The sequence below is a fragment of the Janthinobacterium sp. SUN073 genome (genome assembly GCF_030397665.1).
Lineage (GTDB): Bacteria > Pseudomonadota > Gammaproteobacteria > Burkholderiales > Burkholderiaceae_D > Janthinobacterium.
The window spans coordinates 1471781-1490687 of the sequence record NZ_JAPUBT010000001.1; the positions used below are offsets into that span (position 1 = coordinate 1471781).

Sequence of the window (18907 nt, forward strand, 5' to 3'; positions counted from 1 at the left end):
TTCCATTCAAAGACACAATTCGGGCCGAACCATTGCGGCCCGTCCGATATTGTACTGCGCGGCCGTGTCCGCCTGCAGCCTATCGCATCAAGCCAGGTCGACATGCTGCGCCAGGAAGTCGAGAAAAACGCGCACGCGCAGCGGCACATGGCCGCCTTGGCCCACAAACACGGCATGCACTTCCTCGCTGTCGCCGGGGTTGAACGCTTCCAGCACGGCCTGCAAGCACCCGGCCGCGAGATCGGCGCGCACCTGGAAGGCGGCCAGGCGCGCCAGTCCCAGTCCCGCCAGCGCCAGTTGCCGCAAGGCTTCGCCATCGCTGGCCTGCGCATTGCCGGTAACCGGCACGACCAGGTCGCCCTCGGGCAGGCGCAGCGGCCAGCCCGAGCGGGCGCGCGCGTAATTGGCGTCGAGCAGATTGTGCGACGCCAGGTCGGCAGGCAACAGCGGCGTGCCGCGCCGCGCCAGGTAGGATGGCGACGCCACGATCACCATGCGCGTCTGACCCAGCTTGCGCGCCAGCAGGCTGGAACTTTTCAGGGAGCCTGCCCGCACGGCCACGTCCGTGCGTTGTTCGAGGATATCGACGACTACATCCGTGAGCACGATGTCGAGCGTCACCTCGGGGTAGCGTTCAAGAAACAGCGGCGCCAGCGGCAGCAAAAAATGCTGGCCGAACGGCACGTTCGCATTCACCCTGATCTTGCCACGCGGCACATCCTGCGCGCCCGCGCAGCGCTCGGCCTCGTCCAGCGCCGCCAGCACCTGTGTTCCCCGTTCATACAGGCCGCAGCCTTCGGCCGTCAGCTGCAGCTGGCGCGTGGAGCGGTTCAGCAGGCGCGCGCCCAGACGCTCTTCCAGCCGGGACACGAGCTTGCTGACGGCCGACGGCGTCATGCCGCAGGCGCGCGCGGCGGCGGAAAAGCCGCCCAGTTCGACCACGCGCACAAACACTTCCAACTCACCGGAACGGTTCACTTCCAGTCTGGCCATTGTGAATTCAACTCATAAATGTTCTTCGATAGGATAGTCTAGTGCATAAATGGCTTTGCTTTCATCATGCGCACATTCCCCTTGATGAAACGAGCCGCCATGCAACGATACTCCCTCCTCCCCGCCGCCCTGCTGAGCTTGGCACTGGGCGCCAGCCCTGTCCAGGCCGCCAACGCCGATACCAGCTGGCTGGCCAGCTGGACAGCCAGCCCGCAAGCCGTGTGGGGCAGCGACTTCCTGTTCCCCAGCAATGTGCCCGCCGTGCTGCAAGCGCAGACCGTGCGCCAGGTGGCGCGCCTCAGCGTGGGCGGCCCGCGCGTGCGCATCGTGCTGTCGAACGCCTACGGCAAGGTGCCGCTGCGCATCGGCGCGGCCACCGTGGCGCTGGCCGCTTCCGGTTCGGCCATCGACGCCGCCAGCCTGCGCACGCTCACGTTTTCCGGCCAGCCCTCGGCCAGCGTGGCGCCGGGCGCGCCGCTCGTCAGCGACCCCGTCGAGCTGTCCGTGCCGGACCTGGCGCGGCTGACGGTGAGCCTTCACCTGCCGCAGGCCAGTCCCGTCTCCACGTTTCACTGGGATGGCCGCGAGACGGCGTGGATCGCGCCGCAGGATCAGACCCGCGCCATCCGCATCGATGACGCACCCGGCGTGCAGACCACCACGGCGCGCCTTTTACTGAGCGCCATCGAGGTGGAGGCGGCACCGGGGGCGCAAGCCGTGGCCATCCTCGGCGACTCGATCACCGACGGCGCCAGCGCCAGCCTGGGGATCGATGCACGCTGGCCCGACTTTCTGGCCCGGCGCCTGGCGCCGCACGGCGTGGCCGTGATCAATGCGGGCATTTCCGGAGGGCGGCTATTGTCCGACGGCATGGGCGAGAACGCCCTGGCGCGTTTCGGGCGCGACGTGCTGGCGCAGCCGGGCGTGCGCACGGTCGTCGTCTTGTTGGGGATCAATGACATCAGCTGGCCCGGCACGGCGTTCGCGCCACGGGCACCAAGGCCGACCCTGGAGGAGTTGACGGCCGGCTACGCCCGGCTGGTCGCCCAGGCCCGCCGCCGCGGCGTGCGCGTGCTCGGCGCCACCCTGACGCCGTTCGCAGGCGCCCTGCCCGGCACGCCCCTGGACGACTATTATCAGCCTGATAAAGATGCGCTGCGCCAGCAACTGAACGCGTGGATACGCGCCAGCGGCACGTTCGACGCCGTGCTCGACTTCGATGCATGGGCGCGCGACCCCGCGCACCCGCAGCGCCTGCTGCCCGCCTACGACTCGGGCGACCATTTGCACCCGGGTGACGCAGGCAACCGGGCGCTGGCGGAAGGGATAGACCTGCCGCTACTGTTCAATAAAAATCAGTCGCCCAGGCCTGCATACAGCGCCGTGCTCAGGTAGCGCTCGCCAAACGACGGGATGATGGTGACGATGGTCTTGCCCGCGTTTTCCGGACGGCGTGCCACCTGCAGGGATGCCCACAGGGCGGCGCCCGACGAGATGCCGACCAATAAACCTTCATCGCTGGCGGCCAGACGCGCCGTGGCGAACGCATCGTCGTTCTTGACGCAGATGATTTCATCGTAGATGGCCGTGTTCAAAATCTGCGGCACGAAACCGGCGCCGATGCCCTGGATCGGGTGCGGCCCCTTGGTGCCTTTCGACAGCATCGGCGACGCTTCCGGTTCCACGGCAATCACTTGCAGACCGGGCTTGCGTTCCTTCAGCACTTCGCCGATGCCGGTAATCGTGCCGCCCGTGCCCACGCCGGCCACGACGATATCGACTTGCCCATCCGTATCGCGCCAGATTTCCTCGGCCGTCGTGGCGCGGTGGATGGCGGGATTGGCGGGATTGTTGAATTGCTGCAGCATCAGGTAGCGCGGCTCGGCCGCCACCATTTCCTCGGCCTTGCGGATGGCGCCCAGCATGCCTTCGCTGCCGGGCGTGAGCACCAGCTCGGCGCCGTAGGCGCGCAGCAGGATGCGCCGTTCGCGGCTCATGGTGTCGGGCATGACGAGGGTGCAACGGTAGCCGCGCGCGGCGCAGACCATGGCCAGCGCGATGCCCGTGTTGCCACTGGTAGGCTCGACGATGACGGTATCGGCATGGATCTTGCCAGCGGCTTCGGCCGCAACGATCATGGACAGGCCGATGCGGTCCTTGACGCTGTGCGCGGGATTGTAGAATTCGAGTTTGGCCAGAATGGTGGCCACACTGCCGGCGGCGATGCGGTTGATGCGCACCAGGGGGGTGTTGCCGATCAGTTCAGTGACGTCGTTGGCGATGTTCATGGAAGGAATCTCCGCTATTTCAAGAATCCCCAGTCTACCGCTTTTAGCGGCAGCGCGAGCATGCGCCGCCGCCAAACGGAACAATTACTTAACGTCCAGCAATTCCACGTCGAAGATCAGTGCCGAGTTCGGCGGAATGTCGCCATTGCCGGCGCCGCGCGGACCGTAGGCCAGTTCGCCTGGAATGATCAGGGTGCGCTTGCCGCCCACTTTCATGCCGGCCACGCCCTGGTCCCAACCCTTGATGACCATGCCCTTGCCGAGCGGGAAGTCAAACGGGCCACGGCCCACGGAGCTGTCGAACTTCTTGCCGCGCGAATCTTTCGCCAGGGGACGGTACAGCCAGCCCGTGTAGTGCACGGTGACGTTATTGCCGGCGGACGCTTCCTTGCCGGTGCCGACCTTGTTGTCGATCACGATCAGTTTATCGGCGACAGGGCCGGGGCTCAGCGAGACGGCGGAGGCGGGAACAGGCGCTGGCGCCTGTGCCTGCGCCAGCGACGCGGCGACGGAGCAGATCAGGGCAAACAAAACGGAGCTACGCGTCATGATGGTTTCTTTCAGTGAGTTTCGGTGAGATCCCTGCAGTCCAGATAGCGCAGGGACAACAATAATAGCAAACCGCTGCCCGAAGTTGAAAACCCTGTCACAAGACTTACACTTTGCACGCCCGCTGTCGGCGCGCAAGAAGAACTGGCGCTGCCGGCATGGACTTAGACAAGGTCCGGCAAGGCTGAGGCACCAGGCTGGCGCAAGCTTTTCAGCGCATGGGCGGCCGCCACCATGCCGAAGCTGGCCGTCACCACCACGCTGGAACCGAAGCCGGCGCAATTGAGGCCCGTGACGCCGGCGGGCGCGCTGCCATCGATGGCGCATGCTTCGGCGCTCTCGGGGGTGCTCAGCGGCTCCATGGAAAACACGGCGTCGACATTGAATTTGTTTTTCACGCCACGGGGGAAACCATATTCGGTGCGCAACAGTTTGCGTACGCGCTTGAGCAGCGGCTCCTGCTCCGTTTTCGACAGGTCGCGCACGGCGATCAGGGTCGGGTCCGTCTGCCCGCCCGCGCTGCCGATGGTCAGCATGGGGACATTGCGCGCGCGGCAATACGCGATCACGGCCGCCTTCGCCTTGGCATTGTCGATGGCGTCGACCAGGTAGTCGAAATGGCGCCCGCCCAGCAACTGCTCCAGGTTATCGGGGGCAATAAAATCCTCGATCTGCGTCACCTGGCACAAGGGGTTGATCAGCTCGATGCGTTCGGCCAGGGCCGTGATCTTGGCCTTGCCGATGGTGTCGCTCATGGCCTGGATCTGGCGATTGATGTTCGATTCGGCAACATTGTCGAGGTCGATCAGGGTCAGACGGCCGATGGCGCTGCGCGCCAGCGCTTCGACGATCCAGGAACCGACGCCGCCCACACCGATCACACACACATGGGCGGCGCGGAAGCGTGCCAACGCGGGGGCGCCGTACAGGCGGGCAATGCCGCCGAAACGCCGTTCAAAATCGATCTCGGTCAAGTCCATGGAAATTAGTTCATTGGTGGAGGTATGCATGGCGCCATTTTAACGGACACTGCGCTGGCAGATATTCTAAAATAGCCGAATTGACACAGCGACAAGCCGCATTGTCGCCGCGCCCCCACACCGCCCACCTCGAGAACTCGCCATGACCTCTCCCCTGTTCGACTCCGTTCCCGGCTTTGACCAGCCCATCGCCGTGCTCAAGCATTGCCACGACAAGATCCGCAAGCAGCTGACGACCCTGCAAAATCTGCTGGGCCACCTGGGACAGAACGGCAACACGCCGGAAGCGCAGCAGGCGGCCAAGGCAGTGTTGCAATACTTCAATAAAGCTGCCCATCTGCACCATGATGATGAAGAGCAAGACCTGATGCCCATGCTGCAGGCGACGGCCACGGGCGAGGACGCGGCCCTGCTGGCCACTCTGGTGCCGGAAATCCTGGCCGACCACCAGCGCATGGACCAGGCCTGGCTGACCCTGCGCCCGGAACTGGACGCCATTGCCGCCGGCACGGACTCGCAGCTGTCGCACGATGGCGTGCGCGACTATGTCGCCGCCTACCAGGCCCACATGGCCAAGGAAGAAGGGCAACTGGCGCCCATGGCCAAGCGCCTGTTCAGCGCGCAGCAGATGGAGCAACTGGGCACGGCCATGCAGCGCCGCCGCGGCATCGCGCCCGATGCGCCGGAAGCTCCCGCAGTGCCGGACGCGGCCGCCGTGCTGGCAGCCATGCGCACCGATTACGTGCAATCGAGCCTGAGCGAGACGGATGTGCTGGCCGATCCCATCGCCATGTTCCAGAAATGGTTTACCGAAGCCGTCAAGGCCCAGGTGATGGAGCCGAACGCGATGGACTTGTCCACCGTCAGTCCCGACGGCAAGCCCAGCTCGCGCATCGTGCTGATCAAGCAGTTCGACGAGCGCGGCTTTACCTGGTACACGAATTACCACAGCGACAAGGGCCAGCAACTGGAACACAACCCGCACGCCGCCCTGTTGTTCTTCTGGCGCGAGCTGGAACGGCAAGTGCGCATCGAAGGCACGGTGGTGAAAACCACGGCGGCCGAGAGCGACGAGTATTTCAATATGCGCCCCCTGCAAAGCCGCTTGTCGGCGATTGCCTCGCAGCAAAGCGCCCCCATCGACAGCCGGGCCACACTGGAAAGCCATTATGAGGCCGTGGCCGCCACTTTCGGCGACGCCCAGCCGCCGCGCCCGGCCCACTGGGGCGGCTACTGCTTGCAGCCGGAGCGTATCGAATTCTGGCAGGGACGCCGTTCGCGCTTCCACGACCGCATCGTATTTACGCGCGGTGCCGACGGGCAATGGAGCATGCAACGCTTGCAACCCTGAGCAAGCTGGTCAAGGCGGCGCAAAGCAAGCTGGTCAATATAGGTGTAGGCTATGAGGGTAGAAGTTACTAAATGACATTGTTTCTCAATTTGCGGCTGCCACGGCGGCGGCTGCATTGGAGGCCATTTTGTTTGTACAAAACCAACTCAAGTCCTGGATCGCCAGCATCCGCAGCAAGACCGCCTTGCCGCTGCGCATCGAATTGTGGAACGGCCAGCATGTCGACCTGTCCAGCGAAGCGCCGCGCGTCACGATCCGCCTGCCGACCGTCGCCTCGGCCCGCTATTTGCTGAACCCCTCGCTGGCCAATCTGGGTTCGGCCTATGTGGAAGGCAATATCGAAGTCAAGGGCACGGCCCAGGACATGATTTCCATCTGCAATGCCCTGGCGCGCAATACCTTGAAACCGGAAGGCAAGCTGGCCCGCATCGTGCGCAGCTTTACGCACGACAAGAGCAAGGATGCCGAAGCCATCCGCTACCACTACGACGTGTCGAACGCGTTTTATGAACAATTTCTCGACCCCGCTCTCGTGTATTCCTGTGCCTATTTCGAACATGGCGATGAAACCCTGGCGCAGGCGCAAGTCAAGAAGATCGACCATATCCTGAAGAAAATCCAGCTGCAGCCGGGCCAGACCCTGCTCGACATCGGCTGCGGCTGGGGTGCGCTCGTCATGCGTGCCGCGCAGCAATATGGCGCCCGCTGCGTGGGCGTGACCCTGTCGGAAAACCAGTACGCGCTGGCGCGCCAGCGCGTGGCGGCGGCCGGCCTGGCGCACTTGATCGAGATCCGCCTGCAAGACTACCGCGACGTGACGGGCCAGTTCGACCGCATCACCAGCGTGGGCATGTTCGAGCACGTGGGTTTGAAACACTTGCCCGACTACTTTTCCATCCTCAACAAGCTGCTGGCACCGGACGGCATGGCGATGAACCACGGCATCACCTCGACCGATCCGGAGAATGGCGAAACGCCGTATGGGGGCGGGGAATTCATCGAGAAATATGTGTTTCCGCACGGCGAGCTGGCGCACATCGGCAATGTCCTGAAAACCATGCAGCAAGGGGGGCTGGAAGTGCTGGACGTGGAAAACCTGCGGCGCCACTATGCGCGCACCTGCGCCCTGTGGACGGAAAATTTCGAAGCCCATGCCGAGCAAATTCGTCCGCTGGCGGGCGAGCGGCGCTTCCGCATCTGGCACGTCTACCTGGCCGGCTGCGCCTATGCCTTCGAGCAAGATTTGATCAGCCTGTACCAGATCGTCTGCGTGAAGGCGGGCCGGCGCTCCGCCACCCTGCCCTGGTCGCGCAACTACATGTATGCGCAGGATGCCAGGCCGGCGCCCGTGCTCACGCCCTGACAGGCGCGCGCGGCACCGGGGATTGCCTCACTTCAGGCGTCCCGCGTACATAGCGCGGAATTTCTCCACCTTGGGCGCGACGACCAGCGCGCAATAACCCTGCAAGGGATGCTGCGCGACATAATTCTGGTGGCAATCCTCGGCCGTGTAAAAGGTGGCTGCCGGCGCCAGCTGGGTGACGATGGGCGCATCCCACACGCCGGCCATCTCGGCCAGCACCTTGCGCGCCACGCTTTCCTGCTCCGCCGACTGGTAATAGATGACGGAACGGTATTGCGTGCCGACATCGTTGCCCTGCCGGTTCAGGGTGGTGGGATCGTGCAGCGTGAAAAAGATTTCCAGCAAGTCGTGGTAAGCGATGACGGCGGGATCGAATTCCAGGCGCACCACTTCCGCGTGGCCCGTATCGCCCGCGCACACCTGTTCATACGTGGGATCGGGCACGCTGCCGCCCGTGTAGCCGGAGGCGACGCGCGTCACGCCGCGCACCTCCCCATACACGGCAGCGAGGCACCAGAAACAGCCGCCGCCGAATACCGCCACTTCCGTCTGTTGGTTCATGATGTCCTCCCGCAACGCCTGTGCGACGTATCATTTCACTACTGTAACGCAAAGCGCCATGGCCTGCAGTGCCGCTTGAAACGGCGCGTGGTGCACCGCACATCAGCGTACGCCGGCCACGATTGCGCTGGCACGGCCGATTTTTGGCATAATGTCAGCAAATAGACAGGTCACCCATGAACACACGCTCTCCCCGCGCGCCAGCGCAAGAATTCGATACGACACATTTCCGTCAGGCATTGTCGCAGTTTGCCACCGGCGTGACGGTCATTACCACGCGCCTGGCCGACGGCAGTTTCCGCGGCTTGACGGCCAGTTCCTTCAATTCCGTTTCGCTGTCGCCGCCCCTGGTGCTGTGGAGCCTCGGTTCCGTGGCGAACAGCATGCCCATTTTCAGCGGCAACTCGCATTACGTCATCAATGTGCTGGGCGCCGAGCAGGCGGAACTGGCACAGCGCTTTGCACGCCGCACGCCGAATCCCTTCGACGACGTCGAATACGAACTGTCGCGCACGGGCCAGCCCATCCTGAAAGGCGCGTCGGCGTGGTTCGAATGCCATAACCGCAGCCGCTATCCGGAAGGCGACCACGTCATTTTCGTGGGCGAAGTGGAACAATGCGCATTTGCCGCGCAACCACCGTTGATCTTCCACAATGGAAAGTTCAATACACCGCCAGCCTGAGCGGGACAAAAAAAATCCGCCGAGGCGGATTTTTTGTTTTACAGCGTAAAGTTGTACCCGATGCTGATACTCACGGCAACCGGGTCGAGCTTGATGTCCTGCGTCTGCCCCGTCGAGAATTTCGCCTTGGTTTTCAGGTAGGTCTTGACCACGGCCACATCGGCGAACCAGCGCTCGTTGATGGCCACGGTGCTGCCGACCACCAGGCTGCCTGTCAGCTTGTTGTCCATGCGGTAGGTGACTGGTTTTCCACCCGGATCCAGCAAGGCCGTCATCTGGCCCGAGCCTTTTTCTTTCTGGAAATAGGCATACGTCAAGCCAGCGCCCACGTAAGGACGGATCATCGCATTGGGCTGGAAGAAACGGTACTGGATGAAGGCCGTTGGCGGCAAGGCTTCGGCCGTCCCCAGCTTGCCCGTGCCCTTGATCGAACCATCACCCATCAGGTCATGCTTGTACGGCACGCCCAGGATCATTTCAGCGGAAATATTGTCCGTGATCATGTAGGCAAAGGTCAGGATGGGCTTGGTATCGGCCTTGACGTCGGCTTTCGTGCCCGGCAGTGCCGGTGCGGAAATGTCGCCACTGTCCACGTGCGGCGTGATCTTGTTGAGACCAACCTTGGCCATCCAGGTGCCGGCGCTTTGCGCCGAGGCGCCCGTCGCCACGGTCATCGCGGCAACCGCGGCCAGTACGCGCACGGCGGTATTCAAATGATTCTTCATCTTGTCTCCTGATCATTATGTGCGGATAGCTCAGGCTATCCAGTCTTGTCACTGCCAGCGCCAGCCACGTCCCGGGGACGCAGCCGGCGCGGCCATTCCTTACAGCCAGCCCCGCACGACCATGTCCTTGGCCACATAACGGGCCAGCAACAGGTTGTTGAACGGCGAAGGATGCACATCGTCGGCATAGGAGTAATGGCTGACGTCGCCGGCGATCAGGTTGCTGCCGTTGCACACCAGCGAGCTGCCCAGCGGATTCTTGGCAGCGGTCAGGTCGCATGCCGGTTCCTTGACGTTGGTCAGGCCATACGGACCAGGGTTGCTGGCCTGGTCGTGGCTGACGGCAAACACGTCGACCAGCAAGACCTTGTCATTCGCGGCCAGGCCGGTGCTGATCTGGGTATTGAAGGCGCTTACCATGGCATTGATCAAGGCCTTGGTATTGGCATCCTTGTTCAGGCCCGATGGCGTATTGGCCACGTCCGGCAGGTTGTTGACGACCACATGGGTCGCGCCCTTGGCGATGATCTGGTCTTTCACCAGCGCTACCAGTTCGGTGCCGGCCGTGCCCATCGCGGTCACCAGTGCCGGACCGTTGGCGGCGGCGTAGTCGGCGCCGGCCTTGGCGCCAGCGGCGGTGGCGGCGGTTTGTGCCGTGGCAACCATCGGGCCATACACGGCGGCCGAAGCGACCGCCGAATTGCCAGGCTGCACAGCAGCGGTGCCAACCGCAGCTTGCACGATCGTGGTGGTGGTGGCGCCTGGCGCCGCGCTTGCCGTGCGTACGGCAGCGGTAATGGCGGCACCGGCGGTGGCAGGATTGGTGGCGCCGGCGGCCAGCAGCGGAATCAGGGTGCTGGCAAACGTGGCGCTGCCGGCGGCGGTGCCGGCGGCCGTCGCTGCCGCTTGCAAGGAGCCCAGCTGGAACAGCAAGTCATTGCCGCCCGCCATCACGAACACTACTTCGGTGCCGCTGAACTTGCCGCCCGATGCCGCCAGGTGGTTGGCGATCTGGGTGGTCACCGGCACGGTCAGGGCGCCCAGCGCGCTGCCCGTCAATTTGTTGTTCGGGCCGACCGGGTTGGTCACGCGCGAGCCGCCCATGGCGTAACCGAAGCAGCCGGCCTTCTTGACCGATGGTACCGAAAAGCCCTGGGCCGCATTGCCGTCCAGGCCGGTTTGCGCGGCGCATGGTGCTGGCAGGCCGAATTGCGCGGCCAGGTGCTCGGTCCAGTTCTTGCCGGTCAGCTCGGGATTGATGGCGGTATTGTCGCCATTGATGGTGAATTTGCCGCCTTTCAGGGCAAGGACCGTGCCGACCGCATACGAACCGACATCGGACAGGCTGTCGCCGAACGACACCTGCGCCGTGTATTTGACTTTCAAGGTTTGATCACCGCCACTGGCGCCGCCGCAACCTGCCAGGACAGCCGCAGCCAGCACGGCCAGCGCGAATTTTGTTTGATGCATTTTGTCTCCTCGGTCTTTTTTCTGGTTTCTAAACGAACGGGCGTGCTATTCGCTACCCAACTAATATGCCATCGTTCCTCGGGCTTGTATAGAAAATATGTTTTAAAAATCAACGAAATAACAACACCGCCAGCGCCCTGTCATGACCGGGCGATCAGCTGAATTATGGAGGATATAAGATGTTTCGTGGCAAGCATCGCTATTGCGCTGCATCAAGAAAAAGCCCCTTGCGGGGCTTTTCATTATGCGGATAGAAACTGCTGCAAGATACCACTTGAGCCGAACGCGGCGCGCCGCAAACGGTCATTCACGCCCAGCCACGCGGGGCCGGTGGGCGGTGCTTCGACGAGTATCAGCTCGGCGCCGACCTGGTCCATCGTGCGCAGCGAGGCATACAGCGCATGTGCGTAATTTTCCGGGGTCGCTGCCAGGCGCACGCTGGCGCTGGCCGGCGGCAAGTCCGAGTAATGGATCAGGGCCACGCGGCGCCCGTCATTGAGCAAGCGGTTCAAGGTGGCGCGCACGTCGTCGCTGTGCTGCATCGCAACAGGCGTATGCGGTGCGTAATGCGATTCCAGCGTGCCCGAGGCGCGCGGCGCGGCCGCGTCCGCCATGGCCGGTGCGCGGCCGATGACGGCGGCGATCTGCTCGCTGCTGATATGGCCGGGACGCAAGAGTACGGGACCGTGCGTGGCCAGGCGCGACAGGTCGACGATGGTCGACTCGATACCGACCTCGCTCTGGCCGCCATCGAGGATCTGGCCCAGCAAGCCGCTGTCCAGTTCCGCCGCGAATTCATCGCGCACATGCTGCGCCGTGGTGGGGCTGACGTTGCCGAATTTGTTCGCCGACGGCGCCGCCAGGCCGCCCTTGCCGCCCTTGAAGGTGCGTAGCAATGCGATAGCCACCGGATGCGACGGGCAACGCAGGCCCACCGTGTCCTGGCCGCCGGAAACGGCGTCGGGAATATGCGCGGCGCGCTTGACGATCAGGGTCAGCGGGCCGGGCCAGAAAGCGGCCACCAGCTGCTGCGCTTCGGGCGGGATGTCATCGGACCAGTGCGCCAGGTCGGCACCGGGTGCCACGTGCACGATCACGGGATGGTCCGAGGGGCGGCCCTTGGCTTCGTAGATGCGCGCCACGGCGGCCGGATTTTCCGCATCGGCGCCCAGGCCGTACACTGTTTCTGTCGGAAATGCGACGAGGCCGCCCGCTTCCAGCACGGCGGCGGCCGCCGCCAGGTCTTGTGCGGGCACGCTCACGGCGCGATTCCCAGGATCACGCAAGCATCGCGCAGGCGTTGCTGCGCCTCTGGCAAGGTGGCCGCGATGAAGGTCAGATGGCCCATCTTGCGGCCACGGCGCGGATCGTCCTTGCCATACAGATGCAGGCAGGCGCCAGGCAGCGCCAGCACCTGGTCCCAGGCCGGTTCGCAGGCAGCATCGCTGCCGTCGGCAAACCAGGCGTCGCCCAGGATGTTGAGCATCACGGCCGGCGAATGCTGGCGCACGTCGCCCAGCGGCAGGCGCGCCATGGCCCGCACCTGCTGCGCGAACTGGCTGGTGACGCAGGCATCCATCGTGTAATGGCCGCTGTTGTGCGGACGCGGCGCCATTTCGTTGACCACCAGGCTGCCATCGGTCAGCACGAAAAATTCGATGCACAGCACGCCGACATAGCCGAGTTCGGCGACCATGGCTTGCGCCGCCCGCTGCGCCTTGGCGGCGCAGTCGTCCGACACGTTCGGACCCGGCACGGTGGTGGTAAACAGCACGCCGTCGCGGTGCACGTTTTCGGCGATCGGGTACACGACCGACTGGCCGTCCACGCCGCGCGCCGTCAGCACCGACACTTCATACGCCAGCGGCAGCATTTTTTCCAACAGGCAAGTTACCTCGCCCATTTCCGCGAACGCGGCGCGCACCTCGTCGCGCGTGCGCACGCGGAACTGGCCCTTGCCGTCATAGCCCATGCGCACGGTTTTCAGTATGCCTGGCAGCAAGTCGTCGACTATGCCGTCGATATCGGCCTGCGTGGCGATGACCATGTGCGGCGCCGGCAGTACGCCCGATTTCGAGGCGCAGTCGACAAAGAAACGCTTTTCCGCGATGCGGTCTTGCGCCACCGACACGCCGTGGGCGTTGGGGGCAACAAACACGCGTTCGGCCAGGCGCGACAGGCTGTCGGCCGGCACGTTTTCAAATTCCGTGGTGACGGCCAGGCATTGCGCCGCCAGGGCGTCGAGCCCGGCTGCATCGTTGTAGCCGGCATTGACCAGGCGCTGCGCCACCTGCCCCGCAGGGCAGGCATCGGACGGTTCCAGTACGGCAACCTGATAGCCCATGCTCTGGGCGGCCTGGGCAAACATGCGGCCGAGCTGGCCGCCACCCATCACGCCCAGCCACGCCGGTGGGTTGGCGGCGGGCAGCAATGGGGGAGTCGATTTACTATTCATTATTTTTCAAACACATTATTCAGGCAAGACCATGGCCTTGGCGGCGGCCGTTTGCGAGGTACGGAAGGCTTCGAGCTGGTCGGCCAGGGCGTCGTCGTTGGCGGCAAGCATCGCCACCGCCGTCAGCGCCGCATTCGCCGCACCCGCTTCGCCGATGGCGAAAGTGGCCACCGGCACGCCCTTGGGCATTTGCAGGATGGACAACATGGAATCTTCGCCGCGCAAGTATTTCGACGGCACGGGCACGCCCAGCACGGGCACGATGGTCATCGCCGCCACCATGCCAGGCAGGTGGGCCGCGCCGCCGGCGCCGGCGATGATGGCGCGCAAGCCGCGCGCGCGCGCGCTTTTCGCGTACGCATACATCTCGTCGGGCATGCGGTGCGCGGAAATGACTTGCGCTTCGTACGGCACGCCAAACTGTTTCAGGATGGCAACCGCGTTCTGCATCACTTCCCAGTCCGAGGACGACCCCATGATGACGCCGACCAGCGGCTTGGGGTTCAACTTGTGCTCACTCATTTCAGGCCTTCAGCTTCTCGCCCGTCAGGCGTTCGATGGCTTCAAAATACTTGGCCTGGGTTTTTTCGATGACGTCGGCTGGCAGCGCGGGCGCCGGTGCGGTCTTGCCCCAGGTCAGTGTTTCCAGGTAGTCGCGCACGAATTGCTTGTCGAACGACGGTGGCGAGATGCCAGGCTGGTAGGAATCGGCAGGCCAGAAGCGCGACGAGTCGGCCGTCAGTACTTCATCCATCAGATGCATGACGCCATTGTCGTCCAGGCCGAATTCGAACTTGGTATCGGCGATGATGATGCCGCGCGTGGCGGCGTACTCGGCGGCCGTCTTGTACAGGGCGATGGCGACGTCACGCATCTTGGCTGCCAGTTCGGCGCCGATGCGCTCTTCCATTTCAGCAAAGCTGATGTTTTCGTCATGCTCGCCCAGCTCGGCCTTGGCCGCCGGGGTGAAGATCGGTTCCGGCAGCTTTTCCGCCTGTTGCAGGCCGGCTGGCAACTGGATGCCGCAGATGCTGCCTGTCTCTTGATAGTCTTTCCAGCCCGAGCCGATGATGTAGCCGCGCACGACCGCCTCGACCATGATGGGTTTCAAGCGCTTGGCCACCACGGCGCGGCCCTGGACTTGCTCCACTTCATCGGGCGCCACAACGGATTCCGGTGCCACGCCGGTCAGGTGATTCGGCACGATATGGCCCAGTTTCTCGAACCAGAAGTCGCTCATCTGGTTGAGGACCTTGCCCTTGCCGGGGATAGGCTCGTTCATGACGACATCGAAGGCCGACAGGCGGTCCGTGGTGACGATCAGGATCTTGTCGTCGCCGACGGCGTAATTGTCGCGGACCTTGCCGTGGCCCAGCAATGGCAGGGAGTGGATGGAAGTCTGATAGAGGCTGTTCATAGCGGGGGGAATAGTTGGATGAAACGAAACCGGCAGGCAGGGAAGGCGCCCGCCGGTCGAGAAAATCGGGCACGGAGATGCGGCTTCCGGCCCGTTCCAGACAGAATTTTACTTCACAATTTGCGACAGCTCGCCGGCCTTGTAGCGCTCGGCCATTTTTTCCATCGTGATGACCTTGATTTTCGACGCCTGGCCTTCGCAACCGAATGCCTGCATGCGGGCGCGCACGATTTGCTCTGCAGCAAGACGGGCTGGCTTCAGGTAGTCGCGCGGGTCGAATTTCGATGGATTTTCAAACAGGTATTTGCGGATCGCGGCCGTCATCGCCAGGCGGATATCGGTGTCGATGTTGATCTTGCGCACGCCGTGACGGATGCCTTCCTGGATTTCTTCCACTGGCACGCCATAGGTTTCCTTCATGTCGCCGCCGAATTCGCGGATGATGGCCAGCAATTCCTGCGGCACCGACGAGGAACCGTGCATCACCAGATGGGTGTTCGGGATGCGCGCGTGGATTTCCTTGATGCGGTCGATGGCCAGGATGTCGCCCGTTGGCTTGCGCGTGAATTTATACGCACCGTGCGAGGTGCCGATGGCGATCGCCAGGGCGTCGCACTGGGTGCGCTGCACGAAGTCGGCAGCTTGCGCCACGTCCGTCAGCAGTTGCTCGCGCGTCATGGTGCCGTCGGCGCCGTGGCCGTCTTCCTTGTCGCCCTTCATGGTTTCCAGCGAACCGAGCACGCCCAGTTCCGCTTCCACCGTCACGCCGATGGCGTGCGAGAATTTCACCACTTCACGCGACACTTCCACGTTGTATTCGTAGGAGGCGACCGACTTGCCGTCCGCTTCCAGCGAACCGTCCATCATCACGGAAGTAAAACCCGAGCGGATGGCGGCCATGCAGACGGCCGGCGACTGGCCGTGATCCTGGTGCATGACGACGGGAATGTGCGGATACGCTTCGACGGCGGCGTCGATCAGGTGACGCAGGAACGCTTCACCGGCGTACTTGCGCGCGCCAGCGGACGCTTGCATGATCACCGGCGAGTTCAAGGCATCGGCGGCGGCCATGATGGCTTGCACTTGCTCCAGGTTATTGACGTTGAAAGCAGGAATGCCATAACCGTTTTCGGCGGCATGGTCCAGCAGTTGACGCATGGATACGAGAGACATGGTAATACTCCAGATAACAATAGAAACCGTTGCGGCGCTTCGCGGCTCATCGCCGCGCCAGCGCCTGAATTCTTGGACCTTAGTCGAATTCGCCTACCTTCACAATTTTCAGGGCATTGGTACCGCCCACCTGACCCATCGGCTCGCCCCAGGTGACGACGATCATGTCACCTTTTTTGACGATGCCCTGCGCCACCAGCAGCTCTTCCGCCTGCTTCAGCACTTGTGCGCTGGGGGCGTTCTGCATCAGATGATACGCCCGAACATTGCGGTACAGCGCGGCTTTGCGCAAAGTCGTCACACTGGGCGTGAGCGCGTAGATCGGCGTGTCGATGCTGTGGCGGCTCATCCACAAGGCGGTGGAACCGGATTCCGTCAGCGCCACGATGGCTTTGACGCGCAAATGGTGGGCCGTGAACAGCGCGCCATACGCGATCGACTGGTCGATGCGGGTAAATGTGACGTTGAGGAAATCGGCATCGAGCTTGTTGTATTCGGACTGTTCCGCCTCGACGCAGATGGCGGCCATCATTTCCACCGTCTCGATCGGATACTTGCCCGAGGCCGTTTCGGCCGACGTCATGACGGCGTCCGTGCCATCGAGCACGGCATTGGCCACGTCGGACACTTCGGCGCGCGTGGGCACGGCGTTGACGATCATCGATTCCATCATCTGCGTGGCCGTAATGGCCAGCTTGTTCGACGCGCGCGCCATCTTGATCATGCGCTTCTGCAAGGCCGGCACGGCCGCATTGCCCACTTCCACGGCCAGGTCGCCGCGCGCCACCATGATGCCGTCGGAGGCGTCGAGAATCTCTTGCAAGGCAGGAATGGCTTCGGCGCGCTCGATCTTGGCGATCATCATCGGCTTGTGGTGGTAGGGCTCTCCGGCGATATTGGCCAGCTGGCGTGCCATTTCCATGTCGGTCGCGCATTTCGGGAAGGAAATGGCCAGATAGTCGGCCTGGAAACTCATGGCCGTCTTGATATCTTCCATATCCTTGGCCGTCAGCGCGGGCGCGGACAGGCCGCCGCCCTGGCGGTTGATGCCCTTGTTGTTCGACAACTCGCCGCCAATCTTGACGGTGGTGTGGATTTCGCTGCCGTGGATGCGCTCGACGATCAGCACGATGAGGCCATCGTTCAGCAGCAGCACGTCGCCCTTGTGCAAGTCGCGCGGCAAGGCCTTGTAGTCGAGGCCGACCCGCTCCTGGTTGCCCAGTTCGCCGTTTTCTCCCCACTTGGCGTCGAGGATGAAGCGCTCGCCCGCTTCGAGCTGGATGCGGGTGTTTTCAAACTTGCCGACACGAATCTTCGGGCCCTGCATGTCGGCCATGATGGCCACTTCGCGGCCGCATTCAGCTGCCGCCAGGCGTACCAGCGCGGCGCGGTCGATATGGTCTTGCGCCTTGCCGTGGGAAAAATTCAAGCGCACCACGTCGACGCCCGCACGTATCATTTTGACCAGGATATCGAAGTCCGTGGAGGCAGGGCCGATTGTTGCTACGATTTTTGTACCACGTGGCATAAGAATCCTTGTGCGCGAGCGAAGGTGAGCAAGACCTGGCGGCTGAACCGCCCGGCAAGGTAAAAGCGCAGCGATCAGGCTGCGCTTGGTGGCACTACAGTCAGGCTGGATCAGCCTGCGCGTTGCATCAGTATCTCAACTGCTGGCAAAGTCTTGCCTTCCAGGAATTCCAGGAAAGCGCCGCCGCCCGTCGAGATATAGCTGATTTTATCGGTAATGTCGTATTTGGCAATCGCCGCCAGGGTGTCGCCACCGCCAGCGATGGAAAATGCTTTCGATTCGGCAATGGCCAGGGCCAGGGTCTTGGTACCGTGACCGAACTGGTCGAATTCGAACACGCCGACCGGGCCGTTCCACACGATGGTACCGGCGGCAGCGATCTGCTGCGCCAGCAGGGCGGCTGTTTTCGGGCCGATATCGAGGATCATGTCGTCGTCCGCCACGTCGGCCACGTCCTTGACGGTGGCAGCGGCCGTAGGCGAAAACTCCTTGGCGCACACGACATCGACGGGAATCGGCACTTGCGCGCCGCGCTTGGCCATGATCTCGATGATGGCCTTGGCTTCCTCGACGAGTTCCGCTTCCACCAGCGACTTGCCGACGTTCAAGCCAACGGCCTTCATGAAGGTGTTGGCGATGCCGCCGCCGACGATCAGGTTATCGACCTTGTCGGACAGGGCTTTCAGGATGGTCAGCTTGCTCGATACTTTCGAACCGGCGACGATGGCCAGCAGCGGGCGGGCTGGCGCGTGCAAAGCTTTGCCCAGCGCATCGAGTTCGGCGGCCAGCAGCGGGCCGGCGCAGGCGACGGGCGCGAACTTGGCAATGCCGTGCGTGGACGCTTCGGCGCGGTGGGCCGTGCCGAACGCATCGTTCACATAGATATCGCACAGCTTGGCCATTTTTTGCGCCAGTTCATCGCTGTTTTTCTTTTCGCCCTTGTTGACGCGCACGTTTTCCAGCAGGACGACCTGGCCGGCCGCCAGGTTTTCCAGGCCGGCACCGTCGATCCAGTTTTGCTTCAGTGCCACTTCCTGGCCCAGCAGCTCGGACAAACGGGCCGCCACGGGCGCCAGGCTGTCGGCCGGCTTGAACTCGCCTTCCGTCGGACGGCCCAGATGCGACGTCACCATGACGGCGGCGCCAGCGTCGAGGGCGGCGCGAATGGCCGGCACCGAGGCGCGGATGCGCGTATCTTCGGTGATCTTGCCACTGTCATCTTGCGGGACGTTCAGGTCGGCGCGGATAAACACGCGCTTGCCTTGCAGTGCATTTTGGGCGATCAAATCTTGCAGACGGATGAAGTTGAGAACAGCTGACATGGCGATCCAGATGACGAGTGGAAGGAAGTGCGCTATTTTACCGCAATGA

At 63.2% G+C, this 18907-nt stretch carries 18 protein-coding genes; 4 read left to right on the forward strand and 14 right to left on the reverse strand.

Annotation, left to right across the window (positions count from 1 at the left end):
* Window positions 1-87 precede the first annotated feature (87 nt).
* Window positions 88-993, reverse strand: coding sequence for a LysR family transcriptional regulator (locus O0882_RS06675; RefSeq protein ID WP_289946319.1), 906 nt, complete (start codon window positions 991-993; stop codon window positions 88-90).
* A gap of 99 nt (window positions 994-1092) precedes the next feature.
* On the opposite strand from O0882_RS06675, the gene O0882_RS06680 reads away from it, so the two are divergent.
* Complete coding sequence (locus tag O0882_RS06680; RefSeq protein WP_289946320.1) at window positions 1093-2388, forward strand: GDSL-type esterase/lipase family protein; 1296 nt, start codon at window positions 1093-1095, stop codon at window positions 2386-2388.
* Here the strand turns inward: O0882_RS06680 and cysK are convergent.
* From cysK to O0882_RS06695, 3 genes are all read right to left on the reverse strand, one after another.
* Window positions 2349-3281 (reverse strand): cysteine synthase A, encoded by a 933-nt coding sequence (gene cysK / locus O0882_RS06685; RefSeq protein ID WP_289946322.1) that lies wholly within the window; start codon window positions 3279-3281, stop codon window positions 2349-2351. The genes O0882_RS06680 and cysK overlap by 40 nt on opposite strands.
* A gap of 84 nt (window positions 3282-3365) precedes the next feature.
* Window positions 3366-3830, reverse strand: a complete 465-nt coding sequence (locus O0882_RS06690) for an FKBP-type peptidyl-prolyl cis-trans isomerase (RefSeq protein ID WP_096237983.1) — start codon at window positions 3828-3830, stop codon at window positions 3366-3368.
* Window positions 3831-3994: 164 nt separating this feature from the next.
* On the reverse strand, window positions 3995-4840 hold the full coding sequence (locus O0882_RS06695) for a tRNA threonylcarbamoyladenosine dehydratase (protein ID WP_289946324.1): 846 nt from the start codon (window positions 4838-4840) through the stop codon (window positions 3995-3997).
* A gap of 112 nt (window positions 4841-4952) precedes the next feature.
* Between O0882_RS06695 and pdxH the strand changes: the two genes are divergently transcribed.
* Both pdxH and O0882_RS06705 read left to right on the forward strand, forming a co-directional pair.
* Window positions 4953-6161 carry a pyridoxamine 5'-phosphate oxidase gene (gene pdxH / locus O0882_RS06700; RefSeq protein WP_289946325.1) on the forward strand — a complete coding sequence of 403 codons (1209 nt, stop codon included), beginning with the start codon at window positions 4953-4955 and terminating at the stop codon, window positions 6159-6161.
* 127 nt (window positions 6162-6288) lie between these two features.
* Window positions 6289-7524, forward strand: a complete 1236-nt coding sequence (locus tag O0882_RS06705; protein WP_289946326.1) for a cyclopropane-fatty-acyl-phospholipid synthase family protein — start codon at window positions 6289-6291, stop codon at window positions 7522-7524.
* Window positions 7525-7551: 27 nt separating this feature from the next.
* Here the strand turns inward: O0882_RS06705 and msrA are convergent, their stop codons facing one another.
* Window positions 7552-8085 carry a peptide-methionine (S)-S-oxide reductase MsrA gene (msrA, locus tag O0882_RS06710; RefSeq protein WP_289946327.1) on the reverse strand — a complete coding sequence of 178 codons (534 nt, stop codon included), beginning with the start codon at window positions 8083-8085 and terminating at the stop codon, window positions 7552-7554.
* Between the two features lie 176 nt (window positions 8086-8261).
* On the opposite strand from msrA, the gene O0882_RS06715 reads away from it, so the two are divergent.
* The gene (locus O0882_RS06715; protein ID WP_096237985.1) at window positions 8262-8768 is read left to right on the forward strand and encodes a flavin reductase family protein; all 507 of its coding nucleotides are present in this window, start codon (window positions 8262-8264) and stop codon (window positions 8766-8768) included.
* Between the two features lie 38 nt (window positions 8769-8806).
* Here O0882_RS06715 and O0882_RS06720 read toward each other — a convergent pair whose 3' ends face one another.
* The 9 genes from O0882_RS06720 to O0882_RS06760 form a co-directional block, all read right to left on the reverse strand.
* Window positions 8807-9493, reverse strand: coding sequence for an OmpW family outer membrane protein (locus O0882_RS06720; RefSeq protein ID WP_289946329.1), 687 nt, complete (start codon window positions 9491-9493; stop codon window positions 8807-8809).
* 99 nt (window positions 9494-9592) lie between these two features.
* The gene (locus O0882_RS06725) at window positions 9593-10963 is read right to left on the reverse strand and encodes an SGNH/GDSL hydrolase family protein (RefSeq protein ID WP_289946330.1); all 1371 of its coding nucleotides are present in this window, start codon (window positions 10961-10963) and stop codon (window positions 9593-9595) included.
* A 242-nt stretch (window positions 10964-11205) separates the two neighbouring features.
* Window positions 11206-12225, reverse strand: coding sequence for an L-threonylcarbamoyladenylate synthase (locus O0882_RS06730; RefSeq protein ID WP_289946331.1), 1020 nt, complete (start codon window positions 12223-12225; stop codon window positions 11206-11208).
* The gene (locus tag O0882_RS06735) at window positions 12222-13418 is read right to left on the reverse strand and encodes a 5-(carboxyamino)imidazole ribonucleotide synthase (protein WP_289946334.1); all 1197 of its coding nucleotides are present in this window, start codon (window positions 13416-13418) and stop codon (window positions 12222-12224) included. The genes O0882_RS06730 and O0882_RS06735 overlap by 4 nt, the downstream gene beginning before the upstream one ends.
* A gap of 15 nt (window positions 13419-13433) precedes the next feature.
* Window positions 13434-13940, reverse strand: a complete 507-nt coding sequence (gene purE / locus O0882_RS06740) for a 5-(carboxyamino)imidazole ribonucleotide mutase (RefSeq protein ID WP_289946336.1) — start codon at window positions 13938-13940, stop codon at window positions 13434-13436.
* A 1-nt stretch (window position 13941) separates the two neighbouring features.
* Window positions 13942-14835 carry a phosphoribosylaminoimidazolesuccinocarboxamide synthase gene (locus O0882_RS06745; RefSeq protein ID WP_289946339.1) on the reverse strand — a complete coding sequence of 298 codons (894 nt, stop codon included), beginning with the start codon at window positions 14833-14835 and terminating at the stop codon, window positions 13942-13944.
* 108 nt (window positions 14836-14943) lie between these two features.
* On the reverse strand, window positions 14944-16008 hold the full coding sequence (fba, locus tag O0882_RS06750) for a class II fructose-bisphosphate aldolase (protein ID WP_071075342.1): 1065 nt from the start codon (window positions 16006-16008) through the stop codon (window positions 14944-14946).
* 79 nt (window positions 16009-16087) lie between these two features.
* A complete protein-coding gene (gene pyk, locus O0882_RS06755; protein WP_289946342.1) occupies window positions 16088-17536 on the reverse strand; it encodes a pyruvate kinase in 1449 nt (482 codons plus the stop codon).
* A gap of 110 nt (window positions 17537-17646) precedes the next feature.
* Window positions 17647-18858, reverse strand: a complete 1212-nt coding sequence (locus tag O0882_RS06760) for a phosphoglycerate kinase (protein ID WP_096237992.1) — start codon at window positions 18856-18858, stop codon at window positions 17647-17649.
* Window positions 18859-18907 lie beyond the last annotated feature (49 nt).